Here is a 19,156-nt window from a genome sequence, read left to right as displayed (position 1 = left end):
ACCTATTCGTTTACTCCATGTTCGCCCGGCTGGCCACATTGGGCTGTGAGCGGAAGTGATGGATGTATTCCAGGGATTTCCCTGTTCCGATGGCTACGCAGTCAAGCGGTTCGTCCGCTATAAAGACCGGCATATTGGTTTCGTCGCTGATGACTGTATCGATGTTTTTAAGCAGAGCGCCGCCTCCTGTCAGGACAATGCCGCGTTCCATAATGTCCGCAGCAAGTTCAGGCGGGGTTTTCTCCAATGTGTTTTTCACCGTTTCTATAATCGAATCGACCGTATCTTTCATGGCTTCATAAATTTCATCGTTCTTAATCGTAATCGTTTTTGGAAGACCGCTCAAAAGGTCGCGGCCGCGGATATCCATTTCCTCGATATCCTTGACTTCACCGGCGCCGCCAAGCTCCATTTTTACGTCTTCGGCTGTACGCTCACCGATCATCAAGTTATATTTTTTACGCACATGCTGGATGATGTTGTCATCCATTTCGTCCCCGGCTACACGGATGGACTGGCTCGTCACAATCCCGCCTAGGGAAATGATGGCTACTTCCGTCGTTCCGCCGCCGATGTCGACAACCATGCTTCCTGTCGGCTCCCAAACCGGCAGGCCTGCCCCGATAGCCGCAGCAAACGGCTCCGCAATCGGATAGGCTTCCTTGGCACCGGCCTGTTTCGTTGCATCTACAACAGCTCTTTCCTCCACCATGGTAATCCCGGACGGTACACAGACCATAACGTTCGGTTTGCTTGCGAACGAAGAACGGTTTTTCAACGCCTTTTTAATGTAATACTTCATCATCTGCGCCGTCGTATCATAATCAGCAATGACCCCGTCCTTCATCGGGCGGATCACGTTTATGTATCCGGGTGTCCTTCCAATCATATTCCGCGCATCATTTCCTACAGCTTCAATCTCTCCAGTTTGAGAGTTTTTGGCTACGACAGAAGGCTCCCTGACGATAACCCCTTTATTTTTCAAAAATACAAGTGTATTCGCTGTACCCAGGTCAATCCCGAGGTCTTGAGAGAATCCAAAAATCCCCAATACTATCTTCCTTTCTAAGAGCCCGCTTTCCTCAGGCGGGGGTGAGACATCCCCAAAATTGTCTGATTAGAAGAAGCGCCGATTTATAAGAAGATCCTATAAATGGCGCTCATCTTTTTCATCTATTCAATTATACGAAAAAACTACAAAAATAGATAGTGGTACAACAATCCCTATTAAACTTTTTCCAGAAACATACGAAAGCCTTTGGTAAGACCACGAAAAGAAAGCGCGACCATTCATAGATAGCCTTTTTCTTTCAGGCTGATGAATGTACGGTCACCAATAACAATGTGGTCAAGCAGTTCGATGCCGATCATTTTCCCGCATTCTTTCAGTCGCTGGGTGACCTGGATATCTTCCTGGGACGGTGTAGGGTCTCCGGAGGGATGGTTGTGGGCACAGATAATCGAGGCTGCGGAACGTTTCACCGCTTCTTTGTATACTTCTCTAGGGTGGACGATGGATGCATTTAGACTCCCAATGAAGATGGTCTGCCTGTGAAGCACCTGGTTCTTTGTATTTAAGAACAAGCAGATGAAATGCTCCTGCTTTAAATCACGCATTTCCTCCATTATAAAATCCGCTCCGTCTTCAGGGCTCCGGATCATATAGCGTTCCGCCGGCTTCATTTTGTGCATCCGTTTCCCAAGTTCAACCGCCGCCAGAAGCTGCACTGCTTTGGCGGCTCCAATGCCCTTGATGGCCGTAAGCTCCTCAATGGCCGCATCCTTTAGCAGGGTCATCCCTTCAAAATGAACGAGGAGACGATTGGAAAGCTCCATCACGGACTCTTGTTTCGTTCCGCTCCCCAGAAGGATGGCGAGGAGCTCCTGGTTGGACAAGTGGGACGGTCCCAGTTCAATCAACCTCTCACGCGGGCGGTCCTGCTTTGGAACATCTTTAATCATTACGTTTGGCGTTGTCAAAAATTCACACCCTTTCTCAATCCTCCCCAGGGAATAAGCTGTTAATGGATGAAGATGCCAAACGCTCTCAACTCCCGGATGACACGGGCGATGGGGAGGCCGACAACGTTGTAATAATCCCCTTTGATTTCCTCGACGAACAGGCCGCCCTTTCCCTGAATCCCATACCCGCCCGCTTTATCCCAGGGCTCTTCCGTGTTCAGGTAGTGATCAATCTCCTCGTCCGTCAACGTATAAAAACTTACATCCGTCCCCGTTGTAAAGGTTCGTTTCTCCTTCAGGGTCCGCAGGCATACAGCTGTGTACACTTGATGCGTCCGTCCACTCATCCTTTCCAGCATACGACGGGCTTCACTGGTATCAGCAGGCTTACCTAAAAGGTCTCCGTCTATGGATACGACGGTATCTGAAGTCAGCAGCACCTCTTCCTCATTCAATTGGACAGCCGCGCTTTTTTGTTCCGCCAGAAAAGCGGCTGCTTCCTCGGCAGACATGACATGCTCCAGCGTTTCATCAGTATAGGAGGGGCGGATAAGCGGGGAAGCCCCCGCCATTTCCAGCAAGGCTTTCCGACGGGGGGATTGAGAGCCGAGCACAAGCGTCTTCATCACAACAAACATCCTTTCTATCCATGGGGTTACATGTATCATACTAAAAATAACCGGAAATGCAGATGACCGAAACATCCGCCTTTTCGAATTCCCGGATATGAAAAAAGGAAGGGCTGCGTGAGCAAACTTCCTTTTTCCACTCTTCTTTTACAATGAACCGCTTATTCCAGGGATTTTGCGACTTTCAGCCAGTTCAGGTTGTTCTCATCCTGTGACTCCCAGTTTATAAGGGCCTGGCCAAGGGCGGATTCTTCGCCGGCCGCTTTGGCGATTTCCTTCCGTTGGGACTCATCGATTGAACCGAGGGTGTGGGTTTTCATTCCTTCCTGCAGCGCCGGAGGAAGCTCTTTTTCAATGGTCACGACCCACGGTTTCACATAGGTTTCGATACTTTTAGACTTCATCTCTTCTGCCATGTAAGCAGCCTCCTGCTTGGAAGAAGCACTTCCGACAAACAGAAAATACTGCCCATCCCGCTTCCAAATGACTGACGAGATGGACTGGGCGTTCAAACGGCTCTGCCACTCGCCGGCTTTTCCCTCTGTAGAAAAAGCACCGGCCTGGACAATGTATGTATCCAGCGTGGCTGCCGCACTGGCCGGCAGTTGGTTTTCAGACCCGCCTTCTGCCCCCTGTACCTCTCCGGCCGGTGCTTCAGGAGAATGAAGAGTTTCTGTCCCTGCCGTGGTGACATCCGTCAAGGAAACAAACATCCGCAGCAGCACGAAACCAATCCCCAGACTGAGCAGGAGGGCAATCACTGCCGTAGCAAGGACCGGCCGGTAGGATCCAGGGATCCGCCACTTCTTTTTCACAGGAAGTGGATAAACAGGAGTGGCCCGCTTATCTTTTTTCTTATCTTGATCCACAGCCGCCGCCTGTTCATTTTGAGTACGGACCACTTCGTTTTTTGAACCGTTCTCAGGCCGGAATGAAATTGAAATTTTCTTTTTTGAATCCATGGTTATCACTCCTGCAACGTTTGTCCCAACCCTATCACAGAAGAAATAAAAACCATGCTTAATTTTGTCGGGGCCGCTTCGACAATTTCAGCTCATTCATAAGCTCCTCTTCTCTCCTTTACCCCTGCAGTTCGTTGTTATTGAAAGCTTTGCACGTAAAATGCCAGTACAGCGTCACCATAATAAAAACTGATGACGGCCCCGGCCATGATAAACGGGCCGAAAGGGAAAGGCTGACCGCGGCTGATCACCTTGGCAGCCAGCAGAAATGTACTGATCAAAGTTCCTGCTGTCACAGCCAGGAAGAACGTCAAGAGGGTCAACGGGCCCCCGAAAAACAAACCGAGCACGGCCAGCAGTTTCATATCACCTCCCCCCATCCCTCCGCGGCTCAGAACAATGATTATAAGTACAATTGTAAAGCCGGTACAGGCGCCAAGCAGCGAGGCATACCACGGACTCAGAGGAAAAAACAACCGCAGAACGACAAACGCAAAGGCAAAAAACATTAGAAGCCGGTTGGGAATGATCATACACTTCACGTCGCTGACGGTCACGATGACCGCCAATGAAAGCAGGAGGAGAGCCTCCAATACGTCTACCGACCACCCGAATTGACCATAGGCAGACAGAAACAGGACGCCCGTGATCAGCTCTACGGCCGGGTAAACCAGAGAAATGCGTGTTTGACAATGGCGGCACTTCCCTTTGGCGAGCGTGTAGGAAGCGAGAGGAATTAAGTCTCTGGCATGCAGCGTCGTCGAACAAACCGGGCAGGCAGATCTTGATAGGATAAACGGAGTGTTTTGAGGCAGCCGCACCCCAACCACATGAAAGAAAGAGCCTAAGATGGTTCCAGCGAGGAAAAAGTAGAAAGAGAAAAGGATATACATACGCGGATCTCCTTTTTTAAGAAATGAAAAGCTGTTAAAAAAGGAGAGAAGGGAGTTTGATCAGGCGGTGGGTTCAAAAGCAGAGGATCATAAAAATTATAGCCCACATCCCCCGGTTTGTCTCAAGAAAATAAAAAGCCAGTCCAATAAATTTTTATTGGACTGGCTGCATCAAATCTTTATATCCCGCAACTTTGTTTCTCCCTCTCTGTTTCGCTCCGACGTACATCGCCCTGTCCGCCTGACGAATCAAGTCGAGGGGTTCCTCACACGGGTCAGGATAGGAGGCCGCACCGATACTTGCGGTGACTTGTACAGAAACAGGCCCCTCTTGTTTCAAAATATGTTCAACTACGGTAAACGGAGCCTCCGTTATGACCTCTTGGATGTGAAGGGCGAAAGCAAGAGCCGCTTTTTCGTCGAATCCAGGCAGAAGAAAAACAAACTCTTCTCCTCCGTAACGCGCCAGTGTCATGCCCTCCCCGGATGCTTCCTTTAGACGACCGGCGAGTTCAATCAAAATTTCATTTCCGCTTTCGTGCCCATACGTGTCGTTCACCTTTTTGAAGTGATCAATATCCAGGAGGATCAGCGAAACCGGTTCCCGTCCATCTTCCTCATGCTTTAGGAACGACTGCTTCATAAAATCATCGAAGTAGCGGTAATTGTAAACGCCTGTCAGCGCACAGCGCTCACTTTCCGCTTTCGTTTTCTCATAGTGACGTGCATTCTCAATGGCTACACCGAGATAGTTGGCCAAAATGGACAATATGAGAAGCTGAAACTGCAAAAACGCCCGTTTTTGGTTTGAATATACCGTAATCACACCAACCGTCTCGTTATTCCGGACGACCGGGACGGATAAGACACTTTCCGAAGCGTCGGGTATATAAGGACTTTCCAGCGTTCTCCATTCTGTCCGCTTTTTGTAGTAGGCCCCTTTTCCAGCCTGGAGCGTATGCCCACTCACACTCTCCCCTTTTTGCAAGGTAACCGGAGGAAATTCCAACGTGCCCGACCGGTCGAAAAAACGGATCAGTTTCAAACGGCCCCTTTCCTTCACATCAAACACATACAAATGATCCAGCGGAAGAAGGTCCGACATGTGATCGACAAATATGTTCAGCACCTCTGTCACGCTTAGCTCGCCTGTCAATTCATGGCCGATCCGGCTCGCCCGTTTCAAATACTCATTCACCTGACTGCTGTTATGATACATCATCAGCATGCCTGATATGAACACAAAAGGAATACCAACAAAGAAAATCCCACTGATTCCAAATGGGAGGAAAACAACGAAGAGGACAAAACCGATCGGCAGCACAAGCCCCGCTGTCATTACATCCCATAACAACCCTTGATCCAGCCATTTGAACGGCCGTTTATACAGCCATTTGGAGATGGCCGATAGAAAAAGCTGGTTCAACACAATCTGGGAGACGGCATAGGAAACGATAGGAAAAAGGTCATGAAATTCATCCACAGCCTCAGGACCATGTCCGCCGCCGAGCCCTTCATAAAGGAGTGCGGAAAAAACAGAGATCATCAGAAACATAAGCTGGTTGATGGGAATTCTGTACATCGTATGCCTGCTCAGCCTCACTTTGATGAGCAGCGCCCCTAAAGCAATTTGAGAAATGACGATTTCTGCAAACAGCCCGTAATGGAGAAATACGGCGAAAGCTACTCCCTGTGTAAAAAACACCGGGTGGTCTCCGATCCGCAATGGAAACAAAGCCACAATGACCGTAAGCAGCGCAAATATCACCAGGTTGATCCGGCTTCCGGAGACCGCCGGCGTTTCCAAGTTGTAGATCAGTACAAGGCCCAGGGGCCAGATGACCGCCCAGACCAGCCAGACACCAATAATTTTTTCTTTGGACATCGTATCACCTCTGCCTGTAAACGCCGTTCATTATAGTATATTTTACCATATAATATAGAAAAATTTTCTATAAATTCCCACTTTTACAAGCATTACTTAAGAAATGCCCGTACGATAGAGATGAAATAAAGCGAACCGGAGATGACAATAACGTCCTCCTCCCCCGCTTCTGCCATTGCTTCCCGGACTGCCTGCTTATAATCCGCAAAAGCTTCGGTATGGGCCACAGGAGAAAATTCCTGCAAAGCCTCTGAAGATAATGCTCTTGGAAAATCAAAGGTGGTGACATAAAGGTGATCTGTCACTTCCTTCAGCTTCCCTAACATTTTCTCCACCGGTTTATCTTCCAAAGCTGCATAAACCAACAGAATGCGACGGTCTGAATAGTGGCGCATCACTGTTTCCACAAGAGCATCGGTGCCTTCTTCATTATGCGCCCCGTCCACGATCGTCAACGGACAGCAACGGAGCGTTTCAAATCTTGCCGGCCAGAACGTTTTCTCAATGGCTATTCCATACTGTTCCGCTTCCAAAGGTACGCCCCGCTCTCTTAACACCTCCGCTGCCTGGATCGCAAGCGAAGCATTGGTCACCTGATGGGGCCCGAGCAGCGAGCTTTTCCAAACAGGAGAGGTGAAAGGTGGACTCATAAAACGGAAAGTTTCCCTGCCATCACCACTTGCCAGATGATCTGCGTGAAAGTCCTCCCCGTATCTGTACATACGGGCTCCGCACTCTTCCGCTTTTGCGGCAATGACATCAACCGCATCCTGCTGGGAAGCACCAGTGACGAGCGGGACTCCCTGCTTGATGATCCCGGCTTTTTCGCCGGCAATCTCACGGATCGTAGAGCCGAGGATGTTCATATGATCATGACCGACGTTCGTAATAACACTCAAGACAGGATGAATGATATTCGTAGAGTCATACGTCCCGCCAAGCCCTGTTTCCATCAGGACAAAGTCCAGGTCCATCCGTGAAAAATGCAGAAGAGCTGCAGCCGTAATCACTTCAAATTCCGTCGGTTCTCCGAGCGGGGTCTGCTTCAGCTGCTCCGACAATGGACGAATCTGCTCGACAACCTCTGCGAGCTCACGGTCCGCAATCGGACGGCCATCCACACTGATCCGCTCATTGAACGTTTCAATATACGGAGAGGTAAAAGTCCCCACCGCTAAACCCTGTCCCTGCAGAATATGCCTTAAGAAAGAAACTGTCGATCCCTTGCCGTTCGTGCCTGCTATATGAACGGCGGATATCTTCTGTTCTGGATGATCCAGACGCTTCATCATCCATTCCATCCGTTTCAAGGCCGGTTTGATTTTGAATTTTTCCCTGGCGTGTATCCATTGCACCGCTTCTTCGTAATTCATAAGTCTTCCCTCTCTTTAAAAAGAGGAGAGTATTCCGTAGAATACCCTCCTTCTCCTCTTAGGCTTTCAGTTCTTTAATACGCGCTTCGACTTTCGTACGTTTATCAAGATAGTCGGTTTCTTTCTTCCGCTCTTCCTCAACCACGTGCTCAGGGGCTTTACTTACGAAACCTTCATTGGAAAGTTTCTTCTGCACGCGGGTCACTTCCTGATCCCATTTCTTCCACTCGTTTTCAAGACGCTTGATCTCATCCTCGATATTGATGAGGCCTGCGAGCGGCAGGTAAAGTTCCGCACCCGTAACGACGGCAGACATCGCTTTTTCCGGAGCCTGCAGATCGGTGGCAATCGTCAGTTCACTCGGGTTGCAGAATCTCTCTAAATAAGAGCGGTTCTTCTCGAGCTCCTGAACAACATCCTCATCCTTCGCCTGGATCAGAAGCTGAATCTGCTTGGACATCGGTGTGTCTACTTCGGCACGGATGTTACGAACGGAACGAATAATGGAGACAAGGCGTTCCATTTCAGCAACCGCCTGTTCATTGTGGAAATCTTCTTTTACGACAGGCCAGGATGCCTGGGTAATGGATTCCCCTTCATGAGGAAGGTGCTGCCAGATTTCCTCTGTAATGAACGGCATGAATGGATGAAGCATTCTCATTGTCTGATCCAGCGTATAAGCCAGAATCGAACGGGTGGTATGAATACGCTGCTCATCTTCCCCGTACAATGGAAGTTTCGCCATTTCAATATACCAGTCACAGAAATCATCCCAGATGAAGTTATACAAGTGACGTCCGGCTTCCCCGAATTCGTATTTATCAATGTTGGTCGTTACCTGCTCGATCGTCTGGTTGAGTCGTGTGAGAATCCATTGATCCGCAACGGATTTTTCTCCGGATAGATCGATATCCTCAAATTTCAACCCGCCCATGTTCATCAGAGCAAAACGGGAGGCATTCCAGATTTTGTTTGCGAAGTTCCATGTAGACTCCACCTTTTCCCAGTGGAATCGCAGGTCCTGACCTGGAGATGATCCGGTGGACAAGAAGTAACGAAGCGAATCCGCCCCGTATTTCTCTATGACATCCATTGGATCGACGCCGTTTCCTAAGGATTTACTCATTTTACGGCCGTCTGCATCGCGGACAAGACCGTGAATAAGAACATCTTTGAACGGACGCTCGCCGGTGAATTCAAGAGACTGGAAGATCATCCGGCTTACCCAGAACCCGATGATGTCATAGCCGGTTACGAGAACGTTGGTCGGGAAGTAGCGCTTATAGTCACTGCTTCCTTCATCCGGCCAGCCCATCGTTGAAAACGGCCAGAGGGCGGAAGAGAACCACGTATCCAGGACATCATCATCCTGCTTCCAGTTTTCAGGGTCTTTCGGCGCTTCTTTGCCTACGTGAATTTCGCCGGTCTCTTTATGGTACCAGGCCGGAATACGATGGCCCCACCACAATTGTCTGGAAATACACCAGTCACGGGTGTTCTCCATCCAATGCAGATATGGTTTTTCAAAACGGTCCGGAACAAACTGAACGGCTTCGTCTCCGTTTTGAAGGTCGACGGAGGCATCCGCCAGCGGCTTCATATCAACAAACCATTGTGTGGAAAGATAAGGCTCGACTACAGCCCCGCTTCTTTCGGAGTGACCGACGGAATGCATATGATCTTCTATTTCAAACAGGACGCCCTGCTCCTGAAGATCTTTGACAATCTGCTTGCGGCATTCAAAACGGTCCATCCCTTTGTACGCCCCGGCATTTTCATTCATCGTACCGTCTTCATTCATGACCAGCACACGCTCAAGATCGTGGCGGTTCCCGATTTCAAAGTCATTCGGATCGTGAGCCGGCGTAATCTTCACAGCACCTGAACCAAATTCCATGTCGACGTAGTCATCAGCGACAATTTCAATTTCTCTTCCCACAATAGGAAGAACCGCTTTTTTACCAATCAGATGCTTGTAGCGCTCATCTTCCGGGTGAACCGCAATGGCGGTATCCCCAAGCATCGTCTCCGGACGGGTCGTAGCAATTTCGATGGACCCTTCTTCATCCTTCAGCGGGTAGCGCATATGATAAAACGCTCCCTGGACATCCTTATACTCGACTTCGATGTCCGATAAAGCCGTCTGTGTAGCCGGATCCCAGTTGATGATGTATTCCCCTCGGTAAATCAAGCCTTTTTCATATAAAGTAACGAATACTTCCTTAACAGCGTCGGAAAGACCTTCATCAAGCGTGAACCGTTCGCGGGAATAATCTAGGCCGAGGCCGAGCTTTTCCCACTGCGCGCGGATGAACTTCGCATATTCATGCTTCCATTCCCATGCTTTATCAAGGAATTTCTCACGGCCGAGGTCGTGTCGTGAAACCCCCTGTTCACGAAGTTTGGCATCCACCTTCGCCTGTGTAGCGATTCCGGCATGGTCCATCCCGGGCAGCCACAGGACATCATAGCCCTGCATCCGCTTCACACGGGATAAAATATCCTGCAGGGTCGTATCCCATGCGTGGCCGAGGTGAAGCTTTCCTGTAACGTTCGGCGGGGGAATAACGATGGTATACGGTTCTTTGTCCGTATCTCCTTCGGCTTCAAAAAATTTCCCATCCACCCAGTACTGGTACCGGTCCTTTTCGACAGCGGCCGGATCATATTTGGTTGGCATTGAAAGATCCTGTTCACTCATTTCTGATCTTCCTCCTTTAATTGTTATCAGTCATTACACTCTGCAAGGGGTTTACCAGCCGGGAAAATAAAAAAACCCTTTCATCCAGTAAAAGGACGAAAGGGTTTGATTTCCGTGGTACCACCTTATTTCACAGGAGAGACTCCTGCACACTCACAATCATAACGGCTTCGAACCGGCTTCTCCTACTCATGTTCAAAGAAGCTGCATCAAGGGCGACTTTCATAATCAGGGTTCATGGAAAACTTCCACCATTCGTTTTCCTCTCTGGAAGAAATGATTACGTACTACTCCCTATCTAAGCATTTCACGTATAAAGACTATATTACATATTGTATATAGAACATACGTCTTTAGTCAACTGTCTGACAAAAAATATGCAGAAGCCCGCAGACAGGGCCTGCGGGCTTCTATATTTAAGAAACGAGGTGTACAGATGAGCCGAATGTACCGCTACCGGCTGCCACCATGGTGTAAAACGTGGTTGATTGTCATTGAAACCTCTCTGCTTCCGATTGTGATTTTCCAGGCTTTACGTACCATTTTCTGGCCGACGACCTTCGATATTTTCCTTCTCGGACTCGTCATCGGTCTGTGGCTGGCTTTTAAATACAAATGGATTTAATCAGGAATATACACAATCTGTCCAGGGGCTACATCCTCATCACAGCTGTTCACACGCTCCAGCTGTCTGACTGGAACATCATACTTCTCAGCGATGGAAGTCAAAGTCTCCTCCCCCTGGGCAATATACATTTTCATCCGGGTATACGTATCCTCACGGTTCGGGAACAAGTGCTTGAAAATTTGTTTGATGCCATCCATCCCACCAGGGGGCGCCTCCGATTCACTGGACTCTGAGGACTCCTCCACACTGACCTCTCCCCAGTCTGACGTACTGTCGGGAGAAGCCTGGATGTCATGGACAGCTTCCTGCTCTGTTCCAAAAAATTCAGGAAAGCTCTGTGATTTCTTGTAAAACCAACGTCCGTCATCGTCCTGTTCCTGTTCCTCTTGTTCCTGTCCGTTCATCCGGAATACAGGGGCTTCTTTTTCGGGAACCGCCCGCTCGGCTTCCGGCGTTTCCTCCTTGAAGTTGACAGGTCCCGCCTGGACAGGCTCATCGAACGCATCGTCATTGGCCGCTTCATTCCGGGCTTCCTCGACTCCGTTAATCGTGATTTGTGCGTGAAGGCGGAGCTGACGGTCAGCCGGCAGTTCATAATCAAACGTCTCAATGTCAATCAGCACATCATCCAAATTGGAAACACGCTCCAATGGGACCCGAATCTCTACTGGAAAAGCGTGGGAAAAGACGTAGACACCATCATCCTGCGCTTCGACACTATCCATCACCCTTGCTCCCGAAGCTCCCGCAGGCTCCGCTTCGGATTGAGGGCCCGTTGGAATATATTCACCGCCGAGATCAACGGTCCCCTTCAGGCAGACTTCATCTCCGCGGTCTTCAATCGTAATATCTGGCTCTAAAGAAATACCAATCAGCTCTCTTACACCCTGTCCTTCCTGAAACCATATCGATTCATCCAGATAAAAGGAAAATACATTTTGTTTATTCGGCAATCCAGAGTCCCTCCCTAAGGTATTCCTGTTCTCTACTAACACCTTATGCGGAAGATATCGTTATATACATGAATGGGAGGAATCGCCGTAAAACATCCCGCTATCCACCGGTATTCTCCCCCAAAAAAACAGGCAGCCGATGATAACGGCTGCCTGTTTTCTAAAAGGGGCGTTCAGTTAAGTGTTGAAAATACTTTGTTGACTGCCTCAATCGTTTGTTCAATGTCTGCTTCCGTGTGCTTCACGGAAAGGAACATTCCTTCAAATTGGGAAGGTGGAAGATAGACACCTTCCTGAATCATGCCCTGATAGTATCTCTTGAACATATCCAAGTCTGATTGATTAGCCGTTTCAAAGTTATAGACAGGTTCGTTGGTAAAGAAGAAACCGACCATGGAACCTGCGCGGTTGACGGTAAGCGGAATGTCATAGGTTTCGGCCGCCTTTTTATAACCCTCAATCAGTTGATCCACACGTTCACTGATGGAAGCATAGGCTTCCTCTGTCATCGCAGATATCGTCTGATACCCGGCCGTCATGGCTAGCGGGTTCCCTGATAACGTCCCTGCCTGGTAGATATCACCAACCGGCGCGACACGTTCCATGATTTCGCGCTTCCCACCATAGGCACCGACAGGAAGTCCGCCGCCGATCACCTTACCGAGACAAGTCATATCCGGAGTGACACCGAAATGGCCCTGAGCGCTGTGGTAGCCGACACGGAAGCCCGTCATAACTTCATCAAAGATCAGAACCGTCCCATTGTCTTCGGTCAGCTGGCGAAGCTCCTGGAGGAAGCTTTCCTTCGGAGGGACCACACCCATGTTTCCGGATACCGGCTCAATAATGACCGCCGCCAGGTCATCCCCGTACTCTTCAAAGACATATTGGACACTTTTCAGATCGTTGTATGGGACCGTAATCGTGTTTTGGGCTATGGAAGCTGGGACACCCGGTGAATCTGGAAGGCCGAGTGTCGCCACTCCGGATCCAGCCTTAATCAGCAGAGAGTCTCCATGACCATGATAGTTCCCTTCAAATTTAAGGATTTTATCCCGGCCGGTATAACCGCGCGCCACTCTCAGGGCACTCATCGTAGCTTCTGTCCCGGAGTTGACCATACGCAGCATTTCAATAGAAGGGACGCGCTCGCGGACGAGATCAGCCAGTTGGTTTTCAATCTCTGTCGGCGCTCCGAAGCTTGTCCCGTGGGCCGTCACTTTTGTTAAAGCGTCGGTCACCCTTTCATCGGCATGGCCGAGGATCAACGGGCCGTAACTAAGAACATAGTCGATATACTCGTTGCCGTCGACATCAAACAGCCTGGAGCCTTCTCCTTTTTCCATGAAAATCGGATCCATGCCTACGGATTTGAATGCACGAACCGGAGAGTTGACTCCCCCGGGCATCAATTCTACAGCTTCCTGATACGCTTGTTTGGAACGATCAAAGTTTTTCATCGTCAGCACCTTCCTTCTTATGATTGGTCTTCCTTCAGCCAGTCTGCCGCATCTTTAGCGAAGTACGTAATGATCAAATCCGCACCGGCCCGCTTCATAGCGGTCAGCTTTTCAAGGACGATTTCTTTTTCATTGACCCAGCCGTTCTGGGCAGCAGCCTTGATCATGGAATATTCGCCGCTGACGTTATAGGCGACGACAGGCAGGTTGTAACGGTCTTTCACTTCCCGCATGATATCAAGATAAGCCAGTGCCGGTTTGACGATAAGGAAGTCAGCGCCTTCCTCGACGTCAGACTCTGCTTCTCTAAGAGCTTCCAGTCGGTTAGATGGATCCATTTGATAAGCACGGCGGTCTCCAAACTGAGGAGAGCTGTGAGCAGCATCGCGGAATGGACCGTAAAAGGCGGACGCAAACTTCACGGCATAGGACATCACTGGAATATGACTGAAGCCGGCTTCATCAAGTCCCCGGCGGATGGCTGCGACAAAGCCGTCCATCATATTGGACGGAGCAATAATATCCGCACCGGCCTGTGCCTGGGTGACAGCTGTCTGGGTAATGTAGGTTAAGGATTCATCGTTATCGATGTCCCCGTCACGAACGATGCCGCAGTGACCGTGATCGGTATACTGGCACAGGCATGTATCAGCAATGACGGTCAGGGAAGGTACCTCTTCTTTAATCTGGCGGATCGCACGCTGGACGATGCCTTCTTCATTATAAGCTTCACTCCCGACGTCATCCTTATGTCCAGGAACTCCGAAGACGATCACTGAACGGATGCCTCGCGTCACAAGCTCCTCCATTTCGGACGTCAAGTGGTCAAGAGACACTTGATGAACTCCCGGCATGGAAGCTACTGGATTCTTAATATCCCGGCCTTCGACGACAAAAATCGGATAGATCAAATCATCTGTGCGCAGATGTGTTTCTCTTACGAGCGCCCTCATGGATTCCGTGCGGCGCAGTCGACGGTGCCGTTTAAATTGCAGATCTTTCATTCCTATCGATTCCTTTCGTTCTTAAAATAGAAAACCATCTGTTCCACCATGTGTTCTATGGTATACTGCGGCGGAGTGAACACGCAGGTAAACCCTTCCGCCTCCGCTTTCCGGGCCGTCGTCGGTCCGATACAGAAGCAGGGCAGGGACAACCCGTTTTCCCGGCTGCCCTTCGTCACCGCTTTAAAAGCCTGTATGGTGGACGGGCTTGTAAACGTCAAGGCATCCAGGTCCCCGTTCTCCAGCCAGCTGGTAATATTTTTTTGATTACTCGTCAATAACAGCGTATCATAAACGGTCAGCGATTTGAAAAACACGCCACGTTTACGAAAAGCTTCCGGAAGAACGTCCCGGGAACGGTTTCCCCGTATGTATAAAAGCTTTCCCGGATCCGGGTACATTTGAAAAAATTCCTCTTCCATTTTAGCCGCTTGAAAGGATGCAGGCAAAAAATCCGCTTTTCTTCCATACCTCTGCAGCGCACGTTCTGTTTTTGTGCCGATGACAGCTATACGGACCTGATCAGGAAGAACCCGGCCATGCCTATCCAGCCATTTGAAAAAAAACTTCACGGCATTGGAACTGGTTAAAAAAATCCAGGAAAATTCGTGAAGTTCTTCTACTATGTGTTCGTTTTTCTGTTGATCGTTCAATTGAAAAGCGAGAAGCGGGGTATGTTTTGGAACACCGCCCGCTTCCTCAATCCGCTCTTTCAACGGCGCCGCCTGGGATCTGCCTCTAGTAATGAGGATGTTCTTCCCCTGCAGTGGCGCGTCCATTACTGACCATACTCCTCTTTGGCACGATCAACGATCTCCTGTGCCCCCTGGTCTCTTAAAAGATCAGCCGCATGACGCCCGACTTCAATCGGATCCTGTCCGGTTACGGTTTCATGAAGAATCGTTTCGCCGTCCGGTGTCCCGACCAGAGCGGTAAGAACGATATCATCGCCTTTCCGGTAAGCGTACCCGCCGATCGGAACCTGGCATCCGCCATTCAGGTCGTGAAGGAATTTCCGTTCGGCCGCCACTGTCGTCTGCGTATATTCATGATTCAGTTTCATAAGAAAATCACGCAGTTCTTTATCCTCTTCACGGCACTGGATAGCGAGCGCTCCTTGACCGACAGCAGGTACACACACCTCCGGCTCCAAATACTCTGTGACAAGGTTGTCATCCCAGCCCATCCGCTTCAAACCGGCAGCGGCCAGAACGATCGCGTCGTAATCTTCCTCTTTCAACTTTCTAAGGCGCGTGTCAATATTCCCGCGGATCCATTTAATTTCAAGATCCGGACGGACCGCTTTGATCTGAGACCCGCGGCGCAGGCTGCTGGTCCCTACGATGGCACCTTCCGGAAGATCCTTCAAGGCAACGTGACCGTTGGAAACGAACGCATCGCGGTGATCTTCACGGATGGGTACGGAAGCGACCGTCAACCCTTCAGCCACCACAGCCGGCATATCCTTCATACTATGGACAGCCATATCAATGGTACCATCATACATCGCCTGTTCGATCTCTTTGATGAACAAGCCTTTGCCTCCTACTTTAGATAGCGTCACATCTAGGATCTGATCCCCTTTTGTCGTGATCCGCTTGATTTCGAAATCGTAGGATGGATCAATCTGTTTCAGCTGATCGATCACCCATTCCGTCTGAGTGATGGCCAGATTACTCTTTCTAGAGCCGATAATGATTTTCCTCATGCTTGTTCCTCCTCTTTAAAAGTGAAAATTGGATAGGGAGCTGAATAAAAAGAAATTGATAAGTAGAAATAAAAAGGCGGCGGCGTTAAATATGGAAATGGTCCGTCCCTGATACCCTTTAACCACCCGCAGAATGAGATAAATCATATAACCGATCAACACGAGGAAAGAGCCGAGCGTCTTAAAATCATACCAGTAGAACACATCTGTTGAAACATAACCCCAGACAACCCCGAGAATGATGGCAATGAGGAGGAGGGGCACGCCTAAAATGACCGCAATATAAGAAAAATGATCCAGCTTTGTTAAATCACCGAGCCGGAACAATTTGGCATTCCATTTTTTCTTTTTTAACAGCCGGTACTGCAGTAAATACATGATGGAGAAAATAAAGGAAAGCGTGAAAAAGCCATAGGAGATAATCGCCAGGCTGATGTGGATGACGAGAAGCTCATTGACCAGCGCCACCCCTTCCTTCTCCATTACATTCTGAGCCCTTGTGAAAATATGAATAATCATAATCAAAAAACCGACGACATTCGTAAAGAATACGAGAAAATCCATTTTGAACAGCCGGTTGATTAATAGAGAAAACGTGACGAGAATCCACGTATAAAAATATAAGCCGTCATAAACCGTCATGATTGGAAAGTTGTCGTTCATGAAAAACTGGGACAACAGAAAGACGCTTTGCAGAACCCAGACCATACTAAGCAACCAGAAGGCCGCACGGTTGGCCTTCCGGTTTGTCTGGACAAAATCAATAAAATACCCGATCAGGCTGAGTCCATAAAGGAAAAGGATCAGCTCGTACACCCATTTCAACTCAAACATGGAGCCGCCCCCCTCAGGAATGAATCATAGGGCTGATGATGGAAACAGAATGATCGGCCTCTATATGACGCTCATTCGCTGAGCTGTTCTTTTTTTCCTGCTCCTGGACCTCTTTTTCCACCTGCTCTTCAATACCGAAGATCTGGGTGAACAGCTTCAGGGTTTCTTCAGAATCCGGCTGGGCCGCCAGTTCCTTGGCCTGTGAGATCGGTTCTTTTAACATTTGGTTGACGATACTCTTCGTATGCTTGTTCAACACTTTCCGTTCACGGTCGGATAAGTCAGGCATTTTCCGTTCAATGCTTTTCATCGTTTCCGACTGGATATCAAGGGCTTTGGAACGAAGCGCAGAAATCACTGGAACTACACCGATCGTCTGGAGCCACTGCTTGAACTCCACGATTTCCGCTTCCATCATAATCTCGATTTCCTCCGCAGCCTGTCTGCGCATTTCCAGATTGGCATCTACGATTCCCTGAAGGTCATCAATATCATAGAGAAAGACACTTTCCAATGATTCCATCGCTGGATCCAGGTCTCTAGGCACAGCAATATCGACGAAGAAAAGCGGCTTGCCCTTCCGTTTCTTATGAACGGGCTCCATCATTTCCTTCGTAATCACATATTCGGACGCACCTGTAGAACTGATGACGATGTCCGCATCCGCGAGTACCGCTTCCAGTTCATCCATCGTCCGGGCATACCCGTTAAATTGACCGGCAACAGTCCGCGCTTTTTCCAGCGTGCGGTTGATCACAGTCACTTTACGAACACCGGATCCGTGAAGGTTTTTGGCGGCCAGTTCGCCCATTTTTCCAGCACCCAGAATCACAATGTGCTTATGAACGAGGTCACCGAAGATTTTCCGCGCCAGCTCAACAGCTGCATAACTGACCGAGACAGCGTTTTCACCGATTTCCGTGTCACTATGTGCTTTCTTCGCCATGGTGACGGCCTGTCGGAACAGCTGGTTGAAAATAGTTCCCGTCGTGCCTGCATTCTGCGCACGCAGAAACGCCTGCTTCATCTGTCCAAGGATCTGCGTCTCTCCAAGAACCATGGAATCAAGGCCGGAAGTGACGCGCAGCAGATGCTCGACAGCTCCATCTGTTTCATATATCGCAAGGTAAGAGGTGAACGCCTCTTTATCCACTTGAAACCAGTCAGCTAAAAACTGTTTAATATAATACCGTCCTGTATGGATCTGGTCCACGACGGCGAAAATTTCCGTACGGTTGCATGTAGAAATAATCACATTCTCCAGGACACTTTTACGCCCGTTCAACTGGGCCATAGCTTCCTCAAGCTTCTCTTCAGAAAATGTGAGCCTCTCTCGAATTTCCACAGGGGCTGTTTTGTAATTAAGACCGACGGCTATAATGTGCATTTCGTATACCCCCATTACACGTGCAGATTTTCTCCTGTAGTGTAGATTATAACATAAATAACGGAAGATTTTTTGTCCCAATTATGAACAGATCTTGAATCTGTTATGATAGGATGAAATAGAGTTATTCAATCAAATACTTATAATTATTAGATTAGAACGAATCTAATTTATAATTCGTTTGTAATATACCAAATCTACAGGAGAATATCAAGGAACAAACATTATCATTACATAATGACTGGATGTGAGCACATTGAATAAAAACCATACCCTGCTTGGGTTTCTCTTCATTGGACTGGGTGCGTATTTTTTTCTTCGTCATCTCAATATTCCCCACTTGCAGCCGTTTTACTCGTGGCCGTTCCTGCTCGTGCTGGTCGGCGCAGCCTTTTTGTTTCACAGCTATGTGAGTAAAGATACTTCCAGTCTGTTTACAGGAACGATCGTTACTGGTTTCGGGATTCATTTTCTAGCTGTTGATCAGCTGGTTTTCTGGCGCGATCACTGGGGCGTGTACCTCTGTATTGTCGGCGCCGCTTTTCTGCTTCAGTATAGAAAAACAAAAAAAGGACTCATTCCAGCCCTAGTCCTCCTCGGGACAGGAGCTTTTGTCCTTTTTTCCCCCACCATGCCTGCCTGGATGCAGTGGATCAACCAATTCTTCCTATTAGTCGAAAGGTTCTGGCCTCTGGCCTTGATTGCCTTCGGTCTGTACCTTCTTAAAAAGAAAACGTAAGAGAAGCAGAAAAACAAGGCTGTCGATGACATTCATCG

The 19,156-nt window shown here is 48.9% G+C and carries 17 protein-coding genes and 1 other annotated feature; of the genes, 2 read left to right on the top strand and 15 right to left on the bottom strand.

Annotated features, from left to right (window positions below):
- Positions 1-10: 10 nt before the first annotated feature.
- The 8 genes from ACXADP_RS07465 to ACXADP_RS07430 form a co-directional block, all read right to left on the bottom strand.
- Positions 11-1,051, bottom strand: a complete 1,041-nt coding sequence (locus tag ACXADP_RS07465) for a rod shape-determining protein (RefSeq protein WP_474969107.1) — start codon at positions 1,049-1,051, stop codon at positions 11-13.
- A 239-nt stretch (positions 1,052-1,290) separates the two neighbouring features.
- Positions 1,291-1,962 (bottom strand): RadC family protein, encoded by a 672-nt coding sequence (gene radC / locus ACXADP_RS07460; protein ID WP_474970422.1) that lies wholly within the window; start codon positions 1,960-1,962, stop codon positions 1,291-1,293.
- A gap of 59 nt (positions 1,963-2,021) precedes the next feature.
- Positions 2,022-2,588 carry a Maf family protein gene (locus ACXADP_RS07455; protein WP_474970423.1) on the bottom strand — a complete coding sequence of 189 codons (567 nt, stop codon included), beginning with the start codon at positions 2,586-2,588 and terminating at the stop codon, positions 2,022-2,024.
- Between the two features lie 164 nt (positions 2,589-2,752).
- On the bottom strand, positions 2,753-3,553 hold the full coding sequence (locus ACXADP_RS07450) for an SPOR domain-containing protein (protein ID WP_474969108.1): 801 nt from the start codon (positions 3,551-3,553) through the stop codon (positions 2,753-2,755).
- 137 nt (positions 3,554-3,690) lie between these two features.
- On the bottom strand, positions 3,691-4,446 hold the full coding sequence (locus ACXADP_RS07445) for a prepilin peptidase (protein WP_474971186.1): 756 nt from the start codon (positions 4,444-4,446) through the stop codon (positions 3,691-3,693).
- A 154-nt stretch (positions 4,447-4,600) separates the two neighbouring features.
- Positions 4,601-6,331 carry a sensor domain-containing diguanylate cyclase gene (locus tag ACXADP_RS07440; RefSeq protein WP_474971185.1) on the bottom strand — a complete coding sequence of 577 codons (1,731 nt, stop codon included), beginning with the start codon at positions 6,329-6,331 and terminating at the stop codon, positions 4,601-4,603.
- 92 nt (positions 6,332-6,423) lie between these two features.
- Entirely contained in the window at positions 6,424-7,704 is a 1,281-nt protein-coding gene (locus ACXADP_RS07435; protein WP_474971184.1) for a bifunctional folylpolyglutamate synthase/dihydrofolate synthase, read from the bottom strand.
- Positions 7,705-7,762: 58 nt separating this feature from the next.
- Entirely contained in the window at positions 7,763-10,405 is a 2,643-nt protein-coding gene (locus tag ACXADP_RS07430) for a valine--tRNA ligase (RefSeq protein WP_474971183.1), read from the bottom strand.
- Positions 10,406-10,493: 88 nt separating this feature from the next.
- Positions 10,494-10,715: a binding site (T-box leader), on the bottom strand.
- A 126-nt stretch (positions 10,716-10,841) separates the two neighbouring features.
- Here ACXADP_RS07430 and ACXADP_RS07425 point away from each other — a divergent pair.
- The gene (locus ACXADP_RS07425) at positions 10,842-11,030 is read left to right on the top strand and encodes a hypothetical protein (RefSeq protein ID WP_027955250.1); all 189 of its coding nucleotides are present in this window, start codon (positions 10,842-10,844) and stop codon (positions 11,028-11,030) included.
- Here ACXADP_RS07425 and ACXADP_RS07420 read toward each other — a convergent pair.
- From ACXADP_RS07420 to hemA, 7 genes are all read right to left on the bottom strand, one after another.
- The gene (locus tag ACXADP_RS07420; RefSeq protein WP_474971182.1) at positions 11,027-11,986 is read right to left on the bottom strand and encodes a LysM peptidoglycan-binding domain-containing protein; all 960 of its coding nucleotides are present in this window, start codon (positions 11,984-11,986) and stop codon (positions 11,027-11,029) included. The two genes, ACXADP_RS07425 and ACXADP_RS07420, sit on opposite strands and share 4 nt — an antisense overlap.
- Positions 11,987-12,159: 173 nt before the next feature.
- Complete coding sequence (hemL, locus tag ACXADP_RS07415; RefSeq protein WP_474969114.1) at positions 12,160-13,446, bottom strand: glutamate-1-semialdehyde 2,1-aminomutase; 1,287 nt, start codon at positions 13,444-13,446, stop codon at positions 12,160-12,162.
- 17 nt (positions 13,447-13,463) lie between these two features.
- The gene (hemB, locus tag ACXADP_RS07410) at positions 13,464-14,450 is read right to left on the bottom strand and encodes a porphobilinogen synthase (protein WP_027955247.1); all 987 of its coding nucleotides are present in this window, start codon (positions 14,448-14,450) and stop codon (positions 13,464-13,466) included.
- A gap of 2 nt (positions 14,451-14,452) precedes the next feature.
- Positions 14,453-15,229, bottom strand: a complete 777-nt coding sequence (locus ACXADP_RS07405; RefSeq protein WP_474969116.1) for a uroporphyrinogen-III synthase — start codon at positions 15,227-15,229, stop codon at positions 14,453-14,455.
- Positions 15,229-16,158, bottom strand: a complete 930-nt coding sequence (gene hemC / locus ACXADP_RS07400; protein ID WP_474969117.1) for a hydroxymethylbilane synthase — start codon at positions 16,156-16,158, stop codon at positions 15,229-15,231. Before hemC ends, ACXADP_RS07405 begins: the two co-directional genes overlap by 1 nt.
- A 15-nt stretch (positions 16,159-16,173) precedes the next feature.
- Positions 16,174-16,992, bottom strand: coding sequence for a cytochrome c biogenesis protein (locus tag ACXADP_RS07395; protein ID WP_474969118.1), 819 nt, complete (start codon positions 16,990-16,992; stop codon positions 16,174-16,176).
- Between the two features lie 13 nt (positions 16,993-17,005).
- Positions 17,006-18,379: a glutamyl-tRNA reductase gene (gene hemA, locus ACXADP_RS07390; protein ID WP_474969119.1), complete on the bottom strand. Its 1,374-nt coding sequence runs from the start codon at positions 18,377-18,379 to the stop codon at positions 17,006-17,008.
- A 256-nt stretch (positions 18,380-18,635) separates the two neighbouring features.
- On the opposite strand from hemA, the gene ACXADP_RS07385 reads away from it, so the two are divergent.
- On the top strand, positions 18,636-19,118 hold the full coding sequence (locus ACXADP_RS07385) for a LiaI-LiaF-like domain-containing protein (protein WP_474971181.1): 483 nt from the start codon (positions 18,636-18,638) through the stop codon (positions 19,116-19,118).
- Positions 19,119-19,156 lie beyond the last annotated feature (38 nt).

Source organism: Halobacillus sp. AWH4_228, assembly GCF_056158365.1.
Note: the sequence above shows the minus strand (reverse complement) of the source record. Positions and strands in the feature narration are given on the sequence as shown.

What these genes read in the sequence shown, in the direction of transcription:
- radC (WP_474970422.1), bottom strand. Translation starts at nt 1,962, where the DNA reads ATGATTAAAGATGTTCCAAAGCAGGACCGCCCGCGTGAGAGGTTGATT.
- ACXADP_RS07455 (WP_474970423.1), bottom strand. Translation starts at nt 2,588, where the DNA reads ATGAAGACGCTTGTGCTCGGCTCTCAATCCCCCCGTCGGAAAGCCTTG.
- ACXADP_RS07450 (WP_474969108.1), bottom strand. Translation starts at nt 3,553, where the DNA reads ATGGATTCAAAAAAGAAAATTTCAATTTCATTCCGGCCTGAGAACGGT.
- ACXADP_RS07445 (WP_474971186.1), bottom strand. Translation starts at nt 4,446, where the DNA reads ATGTATATCCTTTTCTCTTTCTACTTTTTCCTCGCTGGAACCATCTTA.
- ACXADP_RS07440 (WP_474971185.1), bottom strand. Translation starts at nt 6,331, where the DNA reads ATGTCCAAAGAAAAAATTATTGGTGTCTGGCTGGTCTGGGCGGTCATC.
- ACXADP_RS07435 (WP_474971184.1), bottom strand. Translation starts at nt 7,704, where the DNA reads ATGAATTACGAAGAAGCGGTGCAATGGATACACGCCAGGGAAAAATTC.
- ACXADP_RS07430 (WP_474971183.1), bottom strand. Translation starts at nt 10,405, where the DNA reads ATGAGTGAACAGGATCTTTCAATGCCAACCAAATATGATCCGGCCGCT.
- ACXADP_RS07425 (WP_027955250.1), top strand. Translation starts at nt 10,842, where the DNA reads ATGAGCCGAATGTACCGCTACCGGCTGCCACCATGGTGTAAAACGTGG.
- hemL (WP_474969114.1), bottom strand. Translation starts at nt 13,446, where the DNA reads ATGAAAAACTTTGATCGTTCCAAACAAGCGTATCAGGAAGCTGTAGAA.
- hemB (WP_027955247.1), bottom strand. Translation starts at nt 14,450, where the DNA reads ATGAAAGATCTGCAATTTAAACGGCACCGTCGACTGCGCCGCACGGAA.
- ACXADP_RS07405 (WP_474969116.1), bottom strand. Translation starts at nt 15,229, where the DNA reads ATGGACGCGCCACTGCAGGGGAAGAACATCCTCATTACTAGAGGCAGA.
- hemC (WP_474969117.1), bottom strand. Translation starts at nt 16,158, where the DNA reads ATGAGGAAAATCATTATCGGCTCTAGAAAGAGTAATCTGGCCATCACT.
- ACXADP_RS07395 (WP_474969118.1), bottom strand. Translation starts at nt 16,992, where the DNA reads ATGTTTGAGTTGAAATGGGTGTACGAGCTGATCCTTTTCCTTTATGGA.
- hemA (WP_474969119.1), bottom strand. Translation starts at nt 18,379, where the DNA reads ATGCACATTATAGCCGTCGGTCTTAATTACAAAACAGCCCCTGTGGAA.